Origin of the sequence: Marinobacterium stanieri (assembly GCF_900155945.1) — a bacterium.
Taxonomy (GTDB): domain Bacteria; phylum Pseudomonadota; class Gammaproteobacteria; order Pseudomonadales; family Balneatricaceae; genus Marinobacterium; species Marinobacterium stanieri.
On record NZ_FTMN01000003.1, the window covers coordinates 465,507 to 482,028 of the forward strand.

The window sequence follows — 16,522 nt, forward strand, 5'->3', positions numbered from 1 at the left end:
AAACCATGGCCGGTGCGCACATAGAGATCAACCTGAACAACCAGTCTGCCAGCAGCTCCCTCAGCACAGCAGTAGAAGCGCTGGAAAATCCCAGGCCGCTATTGGCCAATATTCGCGAGCACCTGACGCGCATACACCGCAAGCGCTTCAGTGAACAGAAGGCGCCCGACGGAACACCCTGGGCACCGCTCTCGCCTCGGTACCGTAAGCGCAAGCGACAGAACTCTGACAAGATCCTGGTACTGCGTGGCTATCTGATGAACACGTTGCGCGGTGTGATCGATGACGACGGTTTGGCATTCGGTACCGACAGGGCTTACGGAGCCGTGCAGCACTTTGGCGCACAGATCCAGCACCAGGCACGTGACACCACCCTGTACTTCAAACGTAACCGGGATGGCTCCGTTGGGAATCGCTTTGTGAAATCGGGCCGGTCTGACTTTGCGCAAGATGCGAAGGTGGGCGCACATACCACCGAGATACCTGCACGCCCCTGGTTGGGCACCAGTGATGAGGATGATCGTGATTTGTTGGCTCTGGCGCGTGACTACCTCGCCAAGGCCACTTCAGGTCGATAAATTTGCCAAGGCTCTGAGCGCCTCTCTAAGCCCCTGAGAGGTGCTCAGGGCTACAACCACTGCCACCCGCACCTGAAAACGCCGCCACAGGCCCATTTCCGCTTTTATAAAAAGGATTGCTTGCCTGTCCTTGCCTGCATTTCCCGCTTTGCCTCCGAAATCCTTCCAGAACAAGTTTTGCCCCCGTTCAAATTACACCCGCTCCGCTGGCTCTTAGTCTGAGATCGAACAGCAACAGAACCCTGTTTGAAATCTTCAATTCAGAACCGAGAAGAGCCATGAAATGAAAACTCAACTGATCGCCGCCTGCGCATTGCAGGTCACTTCCAATACCGATGTGGTGCGATTGATGCCGGGGGGACGCTTCGAAGCTCCTCGTGGAGCATTGGCAGGCTCGGGGCCTTGGAGTCTGACCGAAGAGCGTGCGCGGCAGATCATGTCACTGGCAGCCGCTCGCAGTACCGATATTGCCATTGACTACGAACATCAAACGCTGCTGGCCGACCAAAACGGCAAGCCGGCTCCTGCTGCTGGCTGGGTCGATCCTAAGACCCTGGTGTGGCGTGACGATGGTCTCTATGGCCAAGTGAAATGGACCGCTGCAGCAAAGCAAGCGATCGAAGCGGATGAGTATCGCTACCTTTCCCCCGTTTTCCCTTATGACAAAAACGGCGAGCCGCTGGACATCCTGCATATCGCCCTGACTAACACCCCGGCTATTGATACTGCTGTACCCGCTCTGGCGGCAGCTCGCATGGCCGCAACCGAATCCATCGAACCCGAGGAGGACAGTATGGATAAAGCGAAATTGCTCAAGGCACTTGGGCTGGAAGACAGTGCCACCGATGAGCAAATCGAACAGGCCATAGAGGCTCTGACTGCCTCCGCCAGCATGGTTGAACAGGTTCGCAAGGCTCTGGACATGAAAGAGGACGAAGCGGTTGAAGATAAAGTCGCTGCTCTCAAAGCCGGTGCCCAGCCCGACCCTTCTCAGTTCGTGCCTGTGGCTGTACTCAATGAAGCCCAGGAACAGTTGGCTGCCCTCAAGTCTGGTAGTGAAACCGCTGAGTTGGATGCGCTCATCAAGGAAGGCTTGGCAGATGGTCGTATTCCTGGTCAGGCAACAGCCGACTGGCTCAAAAAGCAAGGTCTTGCAGCCTGTAAAAACCATTTGCAGGACGCGCCATCCATTGCCGCCTTGAAGGGGGCGACTCAAACCCGAGGCAAGGAGCCTGAGCCTGATAATCAGGATCAAGCCACCGATGCAGAAGTGGCGGTATGCAAAAACATGGGACTTTCCCTGGATGCATACCGTGCTGCCAACTCAGACCAGGCCCAGTGAGGAGGTGATCCGTGACTGCGCTAACTAAAGAACGTAATACCCCAACCCGCTTGAGCAAGCGTTTCAGTGACCCGGTAGCGGCTTCGGCGGTGATTTTTGCCGGTGCATTGGTTGTGTTGGATGCCAGCGGAAATGCCGCCAAGGGGACAACGGCAACCGGCTTGACTGCGCGTGGCGTTGCGCAGGCAACCGTTGATAACAGCAATGGCGCTGCGGCTGATAAGACCGTCGAGACTGAAGCGGGAACACACCGCTTTGTGAACGATGGTACCGACACTATCGATCGCACTGATATTGGTGGCACGGCTTACATTGTGGACGACCAAACAGTGGCGGCTACCGATGGGACCGGCACTCGCAGTGCGGCGGGGAAAATTGTGGATGTCGATGATCTCGGCGTCTGGGTTGAAATCGGCTAACCGAGGAAATAACGATGGATCTGACATCTGCAAATTTGAACGCGCTTTTCAAAGCGTACAAAACTCACTTCCAGCAGGGTTTTGATTCCCTGGGTGATGACGGTGCTCTGTTCCAGCTGTTTTGTACAGTTGTGCCGTCAACCACAGCCGTGGAAGTGTACCCCTTCCTGAAATCGTTGCCGCGCATGCGTGAATGGCTGGGCGATCGTGTCATCCATTCCCTGGAAGGCGGTGACTTCAGCATTAAAAACCGCAAATTCGAACTCACCGAGGGCGTTGAGCGTGATGCCATCGAAGATGACACCTATGGCCTTTATGGCCCGGTGTTTAACGAGTTCGGTCGCTCCAGTCGCGAGCATCCCAATGAGCTGGCCGTAGAGGTTTTGGAAAATAACCCTGATTGTTTTGATGGTCAGCCCCTGTTCGATACCGATCACCCGGTGCTGGATGCGGATGGTAAAGAGGTTTCCGTCAGCAACGATATGGGCGGTTCTGGTGATGCCTGGTATGTGATGGACCTGAGCCGTGCGATCAAGCCGATGGTGTTCCAGAAGCGTCGTGATTATGACTTCCGTTCCATCACCAACCTGAACGACAGCGAAGTGTTCATGAAGGACAAGTTCCTTTTCGGTACCGATGCGCGTGTGAATGCGGGACCGGGGCTGTGGATGTTGGCGGTGCGTTCCAAGCAGGAACTCAATGCGGCCAATTACAAGGCCGCCCGTGAACGTCTGCAGGCGATGAAGGGTGATTACGCACGCCCGCTGGCATTGCGGCACACCCACACCATGGTGCCGTCCACCATGGAAGGCGCTGCCCGCAAGGTGGTGCAGAACCTGTTGGCCGCTGGTGGTGAAACCAACGAATGGGCCAACACTTCTCAGCTGATTGTTAACCCCTGGTTGGCGACCGCGTAAGCGGCGCCTGCCTGGTAGGACAGGAGGACTGATTAATGACAGCCCCTAAACGCACACAACGCAGCAAACCGGCCGCCAAAACCGATGCCAAGACTGCAGCCCCAAAACCCAGCGAAGAGAACCCGGCCAAGGATGCGCCGGAGACGGACGCAGCGGCGGAGGCGGTCCCGCCGGAAGTCGAGTCCGGAAAGGATGGAGATCACGCTCAGGGTGAGCAGGCAACAATGGATACCAATGAACAGGCGCAGGATGCGCCGGCCTCTCCAGCGCCAGGTGATGACGCAGCGGATACCACCAAGTCCGAAGGCTCACCGGACCAAGGTGAGGCTGAGGCGGACACGGCCAGCCATGACCGGGATGAGATTGAAGGCATTTGGGTTCGATCAGTTAAACCCAGCTTTCGACGCTGTGGCGTACGTTTCACTCGTGAAGGCTTCGGTATTGCACTGGATGTCCTTGAGGACGGGCAGCTGGAGATCTTGGAAAAGGACCCGAATCTGGTCGTTGAGCGCATGACTTTTTCAGATGAGCAGGCTTCTCAATGAGCTATATCACCCATGAACAGCTCGCCAAGCGGCCGGGTGTCAGAGAGCTGGCCCAGGTCGCGACTCCTGAGCATGAATCCATCGTTGATTCAGAACTGATGGAAGCAACGCTGACCGGTGCGGATCGAAGTGCCTGGAGCATTGAGGACATTGAGGTTGCAGATGAAGCCCTGAGTGCGATTGAAGACGCCATGGTTGATGCCAAATCAGTGATTGATGGTTTCTTGTCTCGCCGTGGCTATCTGCCCCTTACTTCAGTGCCTCCCATTGTGAATACCTGGGCTCGTGTGATCGTGCGCTACATGTTGCACAAAGACCGGATTGGCGACAGCAAGGATGACCCGATCGTGCGTGACTACCAGGACGCTATGAAGCTGCTGCAGCTGACCGCCGATGGCAAATTCAGTTTGGGTGCGGATGATCCCACTCAATCTAATGGTGCCGATCTGGATGTGCAGTTCATGTCTGATGGTCGTGTATTTGGACGGGGCCTGGTATGAACGAGCCATTCGACACCCTCCCGATTGAAACCCGCCTGATAGAACAGGTGGATGCTCTTCAGTGTGTCGAAGGTGCTGCTGAATATGCGGCGGTTAAATCCATTCGTGATTTTCGCCATGGTAGTGCCTATGTGGTACTGGCCAAGGAAATGAATCCGAATGACCCCAACAGCCCCGCAGGCAGTCGCCAACGGGGACGCCCTCAGGCGGTGTGTACCTTTGGTGTGATCACCGCTTCCCGCAATTACCGCAGCCGTTCAGGGGCTGATGCGTTGCGGGATGCACGCCCGCTAATTGGTGCCGTTCGTACGGCCCTGATCGGTTGGGTACCTGAAAAACCATTGCAACCGATTACCTGGATACAGGGTGACGTTATGGAGTACGACGCCAACACGCTGCTCTGGATCGATGTATTTACCACAACCCACTATCTCGGAGGCACTGCATGAGCATCCCCAAGAAGCCGGTACCGGCAACCGTTGAAGTGACCCTGCTGAAGGAGCACACCCACAACGGCCAGAAGCTGCAAAAGGACGCGAAGATCAAGGTAACTGCCTCCCAGCGGAAATTCCTGATCGACCGTGAAATCATCGCCGCAAACAGCCCTGAACCGGCTAAGGCGACCACCACTAAAGCCAAGGGCTAAGGGGGTAACCAATGAAAGACTTTTCACTGCAGGGCAAAGTGCTCCTGGCTGAAAATGTGAACGGCAAACCCCTAGCGGCTCGCTGGGTGGGTGATGCCCTGGTAAAGGCACAGTTCACGGCAAACGAGGAGAAGCGCCAGGAGTCATACTCCGGTACTCGTCGTACCAGCGCAACGATGCAAACCGGTGTTGAAGGCACGTTCACCATTACGTTCAACCATGGCACGCCCGAAAACTTTGCGATCGGTCTGGGTGGCTCAGTAACCGATGTGGCCGCTGCAAGTGTGACCGGTGAAGCCTTGCCGGCTGACTTGGCTGCTGGCGACTACATTGCTCTGGAGCATGTTGATCTCAGTAGCCTGGCACTGGAAGACAGCGATGCGACCCCTGTGGCCCTGACTGAAGGCACCCACTACCGGATTGACGATGCCAAGGGTGGCGTTATTGAGATCCTGGACCCGGCAGCACTGGTTCAGCCGTTCAATGCTGATTACGATTACGGCGCTCGCAAGGACATTGCTGTCGCAACAGAGCGCTCTATCGTGCGTTATCTGATTGTTGTGGCCGAAAACACTGTCGACGGTGCCGAAGATCATGCGCGCATGGAGTTCTACCGTGCCAAGTTCAACATGGCCAATGAAATTGATTTTCACGCTACCACCCTGAGTGGCCTGGAAGTCAGCGGTACTCTGTTGAACGACCCCAATAACGAGGTTGATCCTCAGTTGGGTGGTTATGGTCGACTGCGGATGCCGGAGGCCGTCTAATGGCAAAGCGGATCGAGAAGCCCCAGCAGGATGAGGACCACCAGGATGACCTGGAGGTTCTCAACCCAGAACGTGAGCTGACAATTCAGGGCGAAGTAATCACAGTCCGTGAATACGGGTTTGTGGAAGGGCTTAAGATCCGCCCGATCGCACAGCCCTTTATCGAATCCCTCAACCAGGTATTCAAGGCAGGCGACCTATCAACTGAAGCGGTCCTGATGGCCGTGGGTGAGCATGTTGATGCAGTGCTGCAGCTGGTTGCCATTTCAGCAGACGTGGAACTGGAGTGGGTTCATCAACTCGGCGATAGCGATGGTCAGAACTTGTTGATGACCTGGTGGGGTGTGAATGGCCCTTTTTTCGTTCGCGCGCTTCAAACTCGCGCGATCACGGAACTCATGGAAGCGCAGCGAAAAGCAAACCGACACTCAGATGGGCCGACATCTACGCCGACCTCATCGACTGCGGCCATGACGTCGACCGAATCGGACGCTACACCGAACGACAATTAATCCTTCACCACAATGCCGCCTTGCGTCTACATCGACGCAGGCGCGCCGACAGGCTTGTGGATACCAATCTGGCAACCTGTGGCGGTGATGAGGCTAAGAAGCTGCTGAAGGAGTTGAGGCAGTGAAGCTAAAGGGCTTGTAAATATTAAAGGTGATTACAATGGCATTTGACATTGAACCGAAGAACCCCAAAGCCGGTGTATATGGATTCCCTAACGGTTTCTGGAACGCGTTCTGCGTAGAAACGCCGGTATCTCAAGTTATTGGTTGTGAATATACCGATAGAGGCACCATTAAATATGAGCATGATGGCTATATGGGTGAGAAGTGGTTCAGTGAAGAGGAAGCATTAGAAATGCACCGTCTGCTGGTCGAGTACGTAAAAACGCCAGAGTATGAGAAGCACCGATACTTTGCAGAGCGTCAAAACCAGATGGAATACATGCTGGATTTCCTGCCGGTGTGTGGTGGATTCAAAAAGGGTTTCTGATGTATACCGTAGGTTTTTTTTATGTAAGCGGCATCGTTTTCTGGGCGTTTATTCTCTGGAAAGCTGGTGCTCTCATTGGATATATAATTACGGCGTCTGTGATCAAGGCAGTTGAAGTGTATCGATATTGTCGGCGCTTTAGGGTGAATGGTGAGTTCAAGTACTCACGGCTTCGCTGCCTGAAAGCTGCTACTAAAAGATTCTTTAGTGCCATGTGGAGTGGCTGACTCCTTTTTGCCCTCGTTCAAATTACTCCCCGCGTGACCAGTGCCACCATCACCCTATAACCAGGTGATGGACTATGGCCGACAAAAACCTCGAACTCGCACTCAAAATCAAGGCAGACCTCCAGCAGGCAATCCAGCAGGTAAGCCAGCTGGAAGAAGCTCTGGATAAAACAGTTGCCACCGCTGGCAGTGCTGGTGGCGCCAGTTCTAATGCTGCCAGAGGTATTGGTACCCTTGGAGCTGCTACTGCCAGTACTGCGCGCCAAACCGCAAATGCCGCTACCAGTACTCGGCGTTATGATGCGGCCTTAGATCAAGCTACTTTGTCTGCTCATCAAATGACGCAGGCAAATCGCCAGGTTGGCGGTGGGTTCACTTCCTTGGCTGCGTCGGTCAAAGCGGCCACTTTAACCGTTGCGGCTGGGTTCGGTCTTAACCAAATCATCACTACAGCTGATGCCTGGACCGCCTTTCAAAACCGCCTGCGCCTGGTGACTGATACCCAAGAAGAGTTGGGACAAGTTACTCAGGATGTATATGGTGTAGCACGCTCCACCAGCCAGCAACTTGATTCGACGGCGGCTATTTATCAGCGTTTCGCGCAAAACGCTGATCGATTAAATATTACCCAAGAGCAGACCGCTGCACTGACGCTAACAGTAAGTCAGGCCGTTGCAATATCCGGTGGTTCTGCGGCCAGTGCGGAAGCCGCCATGGTCCAATTCGGGCAGGCACTGGCATCAGGAGTCTTGCGTGGTGAAGAATTCAATTCAGTCATGGAACAAGCGCCGGGTCTTGCTCAGGCATTGGCTGATGGCTTGGGTAAAAATATTGGCCAGCTTCGAGAAATGGCGAATGCGGGTCAGTTGACGACCGACGTGCTGGTTCAGGCATTGGAATCGGCAGCTGAGGGAGTGACTCAGCAGTTTGGGACCCGTGTAAAACAGGTCTCTCAATCGGCTACTGAGCTGCATGAGGCACTAACTCGTTTGGTCGGCACACTGAGCACCGAAGCTGGCTCCAGTGAAGGTTTGGCAGATGGCATCACACTGCTGGCGGATGGGGTCGACCGGCTTACGGAGGGGCTGGATATATTGGGTGTGGCTTTGCAAGTGGCACTCATACTATCAGTTGCACGAGGCGCAGCTGCACTTAAAGGTTTATCTGAATCCACTCTGGATAATATCGCCAAGACGCGCGCCAATACTCTGGCGGTTGCTGATCATGCTAAATCACTTGAAGGGGTGGCTGTCTCGGCCAATCGCGCTGCAGTCGCTGAATTGGAAAGATCAAAAGCTGCTGTAGTGAGTGCACAAGCTGATGTGCAGGCAACCGCTGCTGAAGCGAAACGTGCTGCTGCGCAGGCGCAAGCAGCCCGAGGTTTGGGGACTCAAGCCGCTCTTGAAGCAAAAGCCACACAAGCAGCCAATGCTCATGCCGCAGCACAAGTGCGCCTGGATGCGGCTTTGGAAGCTCGGACGGTTGCAACAGGCAGGGCTGCGGCAGCAACTGCTACCCTCACGCAAGCGACCCATGCCAGCACAGCAGCAGCCACGCAGGCACGTATTGCGAATAGCCTATTCCTTTCCACTCTGAATCGATTGAAGGCGGCAGGTGCCAGTGTTGCCGCTGCCTTGGGTGGTCCTTTTGGGATAGCTGTAGCGGTTGGTTTATTAGCTACATCGTTCATTGATTTTGGCGCTGATGCTGAAGCGGCTACTCAACGAGTGGAACGGGCGCTGGAAGACCTCCAGGCACCCTTGGATAAAACGCTCGCCAAACTGGAAAAGATTTCCAAACTGGAGCAGAACCAGGCGCTAAAAAGTATGGCGACTGGCATTGAGCAAATTCAGAATGAGCGGACAAAATCGGCTCAAGAATTGGCCCAGTTGGCAACTCCTGATGGTGATGCGGGCGGTTGGTTGGGCTCATCTGGACGGGGTGTTCAGGCAACTGGTTGGTCGACCGAAACCAAAGCGTTACTACTGGAGGTGCGCCAAGCAGCAGCAAAAGCTGCTCAGGGCATACAGGTAGATTTTGACCAGCTGGGGGAGGCTGTAGAAAGTTCGGGGGACCTCTCAGAACAGACCAAAACAAAGATGCTTGGGCTCATGGAAGCCCTGATCAAAGATGGTCGAAAAGCAGCTGACCTGACTGGTCGACTGAATGAGCTTAAGGGGGCATTAGACGGCACCGGTGACTCTGCTCAGAGCCTGGCCGCAATCGGTCCATCCGCTGATGCTTTGAAAGCAGCAGATCAGTACTTGAGTACGCTCCAGCGTCAGTTTGAAGGTTTACAAGACTTAAGTGCTCGCGAACAAGCCTTAGCCTTCCTCCGTAAAAATCAGATCGACGTCAATTCGGATCTGGCTCAAAACATCCTGGCACTGGCGACTGCCAATGATGCTCTACGTGAATCGCGCGGTACCAGCGAAGATGACTTGAGCCGTGCTGATCGCATGTCGAAGGTGAATACCGAGCTGGATAACCAGTTGGCGCGCCTTTATATGCTCAAGCCTGAGCGTGAAGCCCAGGTGCAGTTTGACCGCATTGAAGAGCAGCTGCTGGGCAACAAGATCACGTTGAGCCAGCAAGAAGCTGCAGCCCTGCAGCAGAAAATTTCACTGATCCGCCAGGCCAACCAGGTGCAGTCTGAAATGGACCGCATCTATAACGAAACAATCGGCCTGCAGACCCGGTACAACGCTGCTCAGTCGGCTGCCGATCGTCTTCTGTCTCGGGGTGTGATTACCCAGGCGCAGTACAACCGTGAGCTGGTAAAGGCCAAGGAAGGCTACCTCAACCAGATCGACCCCATGCGCCAGATAAACCGCCAGATTCAGGACCAGGCGCGCCTGCTCAAGCTCCCCCAGAAAGAGCGTGAGATCGAAGCCCAGATGATTCAGCTGACCAACCAGCTGCTGCGTGAGGGTATCGATCTGCGTGAGGATGAGGCTGCCGCCACTCGACTGCGTGCCCAGCTAGAGAGCAACCAGGCAGCCGGCGAAGCCTATCAGCAACGTGAAAGCATTCGTGCTCTGGTTGAAGGTATGCCGGGGTTCGACCGTCAGATGGACTTCCTGGAGAAGTTTGCCGGTGAGCTGCGCCGCCTATGGGAAGAGACCAATGGTGCTTTGTTGGGTATGGCTGGCCGCTTGTATGCACTGAACTCGGCTTTTGAGTCAGGCGCCCTGACGGCTGAGTATTACAACAACCAGATTGCACGCCTGAACGTTGAATCCGCAGAGCTACTGAACACGCTGGGCTTTGGCAACAATGAGACTGTCTGGGTCGAAGCCCTGGGCCATGTACTGGACGACTTCACCACGATGGCGTCAGGTTTGGCCGATATCTTGGGTCGAGGCATGGGCGGCTGGGTGGACGGTCTGGCCGATGGCCTTGCCCGTGCTGCCATTGAAGGTAAAAGCCTGCGCGAAACCCTGGGTGAAGTCGCACGCACGGTTGCCGTTGATATGCTCCGGGCACTGATCAAACTGGGCATTCAGTGGATGATCAACCGAACACTGGCTGATGCGTCATTAACTGCCAGTGTTGCCAAGCAGGTGGTTGCGGCCGGCCAAGTTTCCAGTGCCTGGTCACCAGCTGCAGCCCTCGCATCCCTGGCAACCTCCGGTGCTAACGCGACCAGCGCCAACGCCGCCATTGTCTCCACTATGGCGGTGACCAGCGGCATGGCAAGTCAGGCATTTGCCGAGGGTGGCTACACAGGCCCCGGCAGCAAATATCAGCCAGCGGGTATTGTGCATGCCGGTGAGTACGTGCAACCCCAGGAACGTATGCGTGAGCCTGGCGCGATGGCGTTCATGGAAGCGTTCCGCCGTGATGGTATGGACGCACTCCAGCGCTTCCAGGGCTATGCCGACGGCGGTGCTGTATCGGCCGCTACCCTGGCCACACCACCTTCACAAGCTGCCGGGCGTACCCGCGACACGATTCAGGTCATCAATGCCATCGACCCGGATGATATGGCGCAAACAGCGCTGTCGACGCCTACGGCTGTACGTCAGATCAAGAACATCGTTAAGGCGGAAAAGAGCAGCTTCCGCGCGATCCTGGAGAGCTGATATGCCGCTACCCGAAAACATCGCCGCCATTTTCCCGTATCCGGCCAGCTGGACTGATTCCATTACAGAGGGCCGCGAGTACAAAACAGACATCATGCGTAGCCGAGATGGTAAGGAACAACGCCGTGCACTGCGTTCCAAACCGCGTAAAAGTCTTTCATTTGATGTGCTCCTGGAAGGCACCGAAGCGTCCAACTTTGATTACCTGATGACAGGATTGCAGCCTCACCGCTGGTTATTGCCGATGTGGCAGCGGCCGCGTCGTTTGACGACTGCCGTATCAGCCGGCGGCAATACACTCCAGTTCGCGGCCCCGGTGTCGTATGAGCTTCGATCAGGTGATTACCTGGTACTGCATCGCGAGGGTGCTGAGCCCGAAGCCCAGCAGGTTGATACTGTTTCTGGCGATCGCCTGTCGGTGACTCTGACCGATGTGCTTGAGGCCGATTGGCCAGCACATAGCCATGTGTATCCAACGGAAGCGGCTCAGCTGCATAAAGGGAATAGCGGCCGTTACATCACATCTGGCGTGCTCAGAGCCAACATGAATTTCAATTGCCTGGTGGATGCACGTGCACCGGTTGAGCCTGAGCTGACATTTGATCTGATGATCGGAGCTTTGGAGGTGCTGACCCATCCCATCAACTGGGTCAACTCACTGGACGTAGGGTATGACTGGGAGCCGGTGTTGATCGATGCCGATATCGGTCCGACTGCTTATGAAACCGATGGTGACCTGGCATCCCAAACCCGCAAGTGTGAGGTTCTGACTGAAACCAGCGATGAGGTTGATTGGTGGTTCGCATTTTTCGACCGCTGCCGTGGCCGCCAGGTGCCGTTCTTGATGCCCACGTGGGTCGACTTGGGTCTGGAAGCACCGGCATCACCGGGTGCCACCTTTGAAGTGCCGGGCACCGCGCTAGGTCTCTACCTGCTGGATAACCCGACCTACACCCATCTGATGCTACGCCTCCATAGTGGCAACCAGGCGTATTACGAGATCCAGGCTGTGGCCCCTGACTTCGAGTTAGGTGTCACTGTTATCACCACGGCCGAAAGCTGGGGCGAGGCTTACAACCCTTGGGAGTGTGTGCAGGCCTGCCTGGTTAACACCTGCAGGCTGGCCAGCGATCGCATGGAAATTAGCTGGGTCACTGATGAAGTGGCCAAGATCACCTTTGCCGTGAAAACCGTGGAGGACGTGGTGTGAGTCATTCTGAGTATTCAGCCACAGGTTATGGCAGCCGCCCGGCTGAACTCTATGAGTTCCGCTACAGCGATAACCCTGCCGATATCATCCTGTTCACCAGTGCCGACCATGACATCACGATCGGTACCGACACCTATACCTCAATCGCGATTGAGCGTGACAGCTTCAGTGATGATGGTAACCCGGATGACGGCAACACCCTGAAACTGAGCCTGCCGCGTATCAACCCACTGGCAGACCTCTACCGCATCCAACCCCCGGAGAAAACGGTCACGGTGAAGATCCGCGCCGTGCAGCTGGATGACCCGGCGCAGCAGCGTCTGAGCATTTGGTCTGGCCGGGTGGTTGCCGTGAGCTGGGAACATCCAACGTCTGAGGTCGCATGTGAGCGCATTGCTACCTCACTGAAGCGCACCGGTGTCCGTGCCCGGTACCAGCGCCACTGTCGCCACTGCCACTATGGCCCAGGTTGTGGCCTCGATCGGGCGACTTATGAAGTACCTGATGTGGTGTCTGCCGTCAGTAATCGCACCTTGCTCACACTACCGGCCGCAGCGGGCCATGCTGATGGCTACTTCAATGGCGGCATCTTGGCGATCGGAGGCGTGATGCGTCTGATCATTCAACATACCGGTGACCAGGTGAAGGTCAACCGCCCGATCGTTGGCTTGGATGCGGGGACAGCAGTGTCTCTTTATCCAGGTTGTGATCGATCCGCAGCCACGTGCAAGGACAAGTTCAACAACGTCGAGAACTACGGCGGGTTTGATTTCATCCCGACAGACGGCCCCTTCGACGGCAACAACATCAATTCAATTGTGTAGGTGAACCATGGGACTGTGGATTCAGTTTGTAATCACCTTGGCCATGATGGCGGTCAGCTACATCCTGACGCCCAAGCCCTCACAGCCGAAGATTAACCCGGAAGAGATCTCCAACATCCCAACCGTCCAGGAAGGCGAAAGCATCCCTGTCCTGTTCGGTACCCGGAACATCAAAGGCGCATCCGTCACCTGGTACGGCGACCTCAGAACCAAGGCAATCAAGGAGAAGACAGGTAAATGAAGACTGAGCCCGTCGTGACATTCAAGCACCTGCGCGCCTTGAAATACTGCGCTGCCAGCGTGAAGCGTTGGTGTGATCAGCACGATATCGACATCCGCCGTTTCCGCGAGGGTGTGCCTATTTCTGAGGTGCGTGCGACGGGCTGCCCCATGGCCATCGCAGCCGCTGATAAAGCTGAGCAGGAGGCTTAACGATGGGTAGCGGGGGTAAGGTTACTACGGGCTACAAGTATTACCTGGGCGTGCACTTCGTGCTGTGCCATGGGCCGATCGACAAGGTTGTGCGGATCGAAGTTGGCGGCAATGAGGCCTGGCTGGGCGAAGCCGACGCCAGCACGGCCGCGCCGACACGTATCACCATCAACAAGCCAAAGCTGTTCGGCGGTGAGAAGCGCGAAGGCGGTATCGCCGGCGATATCGACCTCCTGTCAGGCCACCCTGACCAGGCACGAAACGAGTACCTCCTGGATAAGATCGGCTCGGCACTGCTCTCGGCTTACCGTGGCGTGACCTCTGTAGTGCTGCGCCAGTGTTACCTGGGCGTGAACCCGTACCTGAAGCCCTGGAAGTTTACGGCGCAGCGTATTCATACCCGTGGGGATGGGAGTGCGCAGTGGTATGACGAGAAGGCAGCGATTGGAGCGTATACCGACTCAAATACAGATCTTTCTTACTCAGACTCACTGAATTCACTTCAGGAGTTTTCCCTCAACAGCGGAACTTGGTCTGCCTTTGATACTCAAGGCGGTATCCTTAACATCATTCCGGTCACCGGGCATGAAACTTCTATCATTTCCAAGCCTGTAGGCCCTTACGATGCATTGCTCGGATTCAGGGTTCAATTCAGGGTTAACAGCATAGGGACTGACGATGCAGGCCAGGTAACTATAGGCCCTATTAATCTCATTCCTTCCCGGCAACTGTATTACGACTCACTGCAGAGAATTACCATAGGCGCTAACTACGCTGCAGCGAGTATTCCTCTTTTAAGTGGTCCCCCTGAGGTTGGGAAATGGTATGAAATTGAAAGCATGGTGGATGAAGGTGGAAACTCCCAGACAGTAATTTTGCGAAGCGACGGCTTGGAGTTGGATCGAGCTGAAAACGTTCCTTATGCCGCCGTAGGCTTCAATTCAATTGTTTTTGGTATGGAGAACACTGGAAACGGAGGTGGCAGCTCTTCGTTTAGGGACTTGCAAATATGGGCAACCGTCGATACCTCCTACTCAGACATGAATCCAGCGCATATCATCCGCGAATGTTTGACTGACGGCGTATGGGGCCGAGGCTTACCGGAGTCAGAGATCGGGCCATCCTTTGCAATTGCAGCAGATCAACTGTTCGATGAAGGACTCGGGCTGTCATTTTTGTGGTCAGAAGAAGCACCTGTGGAAGAGTTTGTGAGCGAGGTGCTGCGTCACATCGATGCCGTTCGCTATGAAGACCCTGAAACAGGTTTGCAGGAACTCAAGCTTATCCGTGGTGACTACGATATCGGCACCTTGCCGGTACTGGATAGAAGCAACTCGAAGATCACCAAATTTGAAATACCTGCGCTCTCAGAACTGACAAACCAGGTAACGGTAAAGTACCACAAGGTAGCGGATGATAACGATGCAGCCATCACTGTTCAGGATACTGCCGCAATCACCATGGCGGGCACGATCATCAACCAAACATATGAGTATCCTGGAATCACCAACGACACTGTTGCATCTATGGTGGCCCAGCGTGACTTGGCAGCGAACAGCCGACCATTTGCTCGGGGAGCCGTGACAACCAACCGAACAGTCGCAGACCTAAAGCCAGGCGATGTATTCATCCTTAACGACCCTGATTATGGTGTTGATGCCATGATCTGCAGGGTGGCGAAGCGAAAAGACAACGGCGCACTCAATGGGGAGATAGCGTTGGAGTTTGGCGAAGACGTGTTTGGCACTGAGTATTCCATTTTCACCCAGCCCCCAGCTTCTGGTTGGACAGACCCGATCGGCACTGCAGAAAACTTCCCCCAGCAAACAGCCTTTGAGCTTCCGTATGTTCATCTTGTGCGCAGGCTTGGTGACAGCTACGTATCGGATGTACCTGAAGGTATTGGCTATGCTGCATTCGTCGGATCTGAACCAACCGCAGTGAATCATATCAACTACGAGCTGTTTATATATCCTACCGGTGCCAACCCTTTGACACAGGAAGACGAGGCCATTGTTGGTGACTTTGCAGAGGTTGCTTTTGTAACTACAACTGCCTCTCCGATAGAAACGGATGTATCGATTGAGCCGTTCTCTGGGGTAGAGTCACATTCTGCTGGCGAGTTCGTATTGATTGGTAATGCGGCGGATTCTGCGCGAGAAATAGCAGTGTTAGCTACCGATTTGGACCCCGGTGACACCCTGGTTTTTTTGGATCGAGGGACCGCTGACACCAGTCCCAGGGAAATATCTGCAGGCACCGCTCTATATCTCTTCAATGAGGACTATACGTACTCAACCGAAGAGTTTGCTACAGGGGAATCTGCCAGTGCGTATGCTCTCCCTTCTACAGGGAGAGAGGATTACCAAGGACCGTACACGTACCACCATGTGGATATAGCCAGTCGCGTACACCTTCCTTACCCTCCCGCGAATGTGAAAGTCGATGGAGTTTACGGATTCACCCCTATTGAAATCAGCAGCAATCAAATTGTGCTGACCTGGAATCATCGTGATCGGGTTTTACAATCAAATCTATCGGTCCATTGGTTCATTGAATCTGACTACGGCCCTGAAGCCGGCACCACGTATCGTGTGGAAGTCGATGCAGTTGATGCCGAAAACAACATACTTCAAGCATCCTATATAGATAGAGACCTCGGTACTGTTTCGACCGAAACTATAGACTTGACAATCGATGTACCCCCGGCAGGTACACAGTATTTGCATATTCGGCTTTACTCCGTCCGGGGTGGGCTAGATTGCTTGCAGCCTTATGAAACTCAGGTTTCCGTCTTTGAAGCACCCTTCAACCTAACAGCTGTAAATGTAGGCGCGTAGATATGAGCATTCGACTGGACTGGGAAGAGAACAATATTGCCGAGGAAGGCCACCGGGTTTACCGTTCAACGTCTCCCTTGGACCCTCTGAATCTGCCTACACCCCTAGCGTCTCTCGGAGAGAACGTAACGTCCTATATAGATGACACCGTGGTAACTGGCACGCTTTACTATTACAGGGTGAGTGCT

17 protein-coding genes are annotated in these 16,522 nt (G+C 54.8%); all 17 read left to right on the forward strand.

The genetic code is table 11. The features are described 5' to 3' along the window. Positions 1 to 5: 5 nt before the first annotated feature. The 17 genes from BW956_RS09765 to BW956_RS09850 all read left to right on the forward strand — a co-directional run bounded on the left by BW956_RS09765 (position 6) and on the right by BW956_RS09850 (position 16,334). Positions 6 to 578: a phage virion morphogenesis protein gene (locus BW956_RS09765; RefSeq protein WP_076462575.1), complete on the forward strand. Its 573-nt coding sequence runs from the start codon at positions 6 to 8 to the stop codon at positions 576 to 578. Positions 579 to 861: 283 nt separating this feature from the next. Beyond that, positions 862 to 1,920 carry a phage protease gene (locus tag BW956_RS09770; protein ID WP_083703005.1) on the forward strand — a complete coding sequence of 353 codons (1,059 nt, stop codon included), beginning with the start codon at positions 862 to 864 and terminating at the stop codon, positions 1,918 to 1,920. Positions 1,921 to 1,931: 11 nt separating this feature from the next. Then, a complete protein-coding gene (locus tag BW956_RS09775; protein WP_076462576.1) occupies positions 1,932 to 2,339 on the forward strand; it encodes a hypothetical protein in 408 nt (135 codons plus the stop codon). Positions 2,340 to 2,353: 14 nt separating this feature from the next. Next, positions 2,354 to 3,256, forward strand: a complete 903-nt coding sequence (locus tag BW956_RS09780; protein WP_076462577.1) for a Mu-like prophage major head subunit gpT family protein — start codon at positions 2,354 to 2,356, stop codon at positions 3,254 to 3,256. 35 nt (positions 3,257 to 3,291) lie between these two features. Then, on the forward strand, positions 3,292 to 3,801 hold the full coding sequence (locus BW956_RS22430; RefSeq protein ID WP_175611991.1) for a hypothetical protein: 510 nt from the start codon (positions 3,292 to 3,294) through the stop codon (positions 3,799 to 3,801). Continuing rightward, positions 3,798 to 4,301, forward strand: coding sequence for a gp436 family protein (locus BW956_RS09790; protein WP_076462578.1), 504 nt, complete (start codon positions 3,798 to 3,800; stop codon positions 4,299 to 4,301). Before BW956_RS22430 ends, BW956_RS09790 begins: the two co-directional genes overlap by 4 nt. Next, positions 4,298 to 4,750 carry a phage tail terminator protein gene (locus tag BW956_RS09795; RefSeq protein WP_076462579.1) on the forward strand — a complete coding sequence of 151 codons (453 nt, stop codon included), beginning with the start codon at positions 4,298 to 4,300 and terminating at the stop codon, positions 4,748 to 4,750. The genes BW956_RS09790 and BW956_RS09795 overlap by 4 nt, the downstream gene beginning before the upstream one ends. Further along, complete coding sequence (locus tag BW956_RS09800) at positions 4,747 to 4,947, forward strand: DUF7210 family protein (RefSeq protein WP_076462580.1); 201 nt, start codon at positions 4,747 to 4,749, stop codon at positions 4,945 to 4,947. The genes BW956_RS09795 and BW956_RS09800 overlap by 4 nt, the downstream gene beginning before the upstream one ends. 11 nt (positions 4,948 to 4,958) lie before the next feature. Further along, entirely contained in the window at positions 4,959 to 5,714 is a 756-nt protein-coding gene (locus tag BW956_RS09805; protein WP_076462581.1) for a phage tail tube protein, read from the forward strand. Further along, entirely contained in the window at positions 5,714 to 6,226 is a 513-nt protein-coding gene (locus BW956_RS22435; protein ID WP_076462582.1) for a DUF6631 family protein, read from the forward strand. The genes BW956_RS09805 and BW956_RS22435 overlap by 1 nt, the downstream gene beginning before the upstream one ends. Positions 6,227 to 6,386: 160 nt before the next feature. Further along, positions 6,387 to 6,716, forward strand: coding sequence for a hypothetical protein (locus BW956_RS09815; RefSeq protein WP_076462583.1), 330 nt, complete (start codon positions 6,387 to 6,389; stop codon positions 6,714 to 6,716). A gap of 301 nt (positions 6,717 to 7,017) precedes the next feature. After that, positions 7,018 to 11,028: a tape measure protein gene (locus BW956_RS09825; protein ID WP_076462585.1), complete on the forward strand. Its 4,011-nt coding sequence runs from the start codon at positions 7,018 to 7,020 to the stop codon at positions 11,026 to 11,028. A 1-nt stretch (position 11,029) separates the two neighbouring features. Next, positions 11,030 to 12,238 carry a hypothetical protein gene (locus BW956_RS09830; RefSeq protein ID WP_076462586.1) on the forward strand — a complete coding sequence of 403 codons (1,209 nt, stop codon included), beginning with the start codon at positions 11,030 to 11,032 and terminating at the stop codon, positions 12,236 to 12,238. After that, a complete protein-coding gene (locus BW956_RS09835; RefSeq protein ID WP_076462587.1) occupies positions 12,235 to 13,062 on the forward strand; it encodes a phage BR0599 family protein in 828 nt (275 codons plus the stop codon). The genes BW956_RS09830 and BW956_RS09835 overlap by 4 nt, the downstream gene beginning before the upstream one ends. 7 nt (positions 13,063 to 13,069) lie before the next feature. Continuing rightward, positions 13,070 to 13,303, forward strand: a complete 234-nt coding sequence (locus BW956_RS09840; protein WP_244894346.1) for a hypothetical protein — start codon at positions 13,070 to 13,072, stop codon at positions 13,301 to 13,303. Further along, positions 13,300 to 13,494 (forward strand): hypothetical protein, encoded by a 195-nt coding sequence (locus tag BW956_RS09845; RefSeq protein ID WP_076462588.1) that lies wholly within the window; start codon positions 13,300 to 13,302, stop codon positions 13,492 to 13,494. Before BW956_RS09840 ends, BW956_RS09845 begins: the two co-directional genes overlap by 4 nt. Before the next feature lie 2 nt (positions 13,495 to 13,496). Next, positions 13,497 to 16,334 (forward strand): phage tail protein, encoded by a 2,838-nt coding sequence (locus tag BW956_RS09850; RefSeq protein ID WP_076462589.1) that lies wholly within the window; start codon positions 13,497 to 13,499, stop codon positions 16,332 to 16,334. Positions 16,335 to 16,522 lie beyond the last annotated feature (188 nt).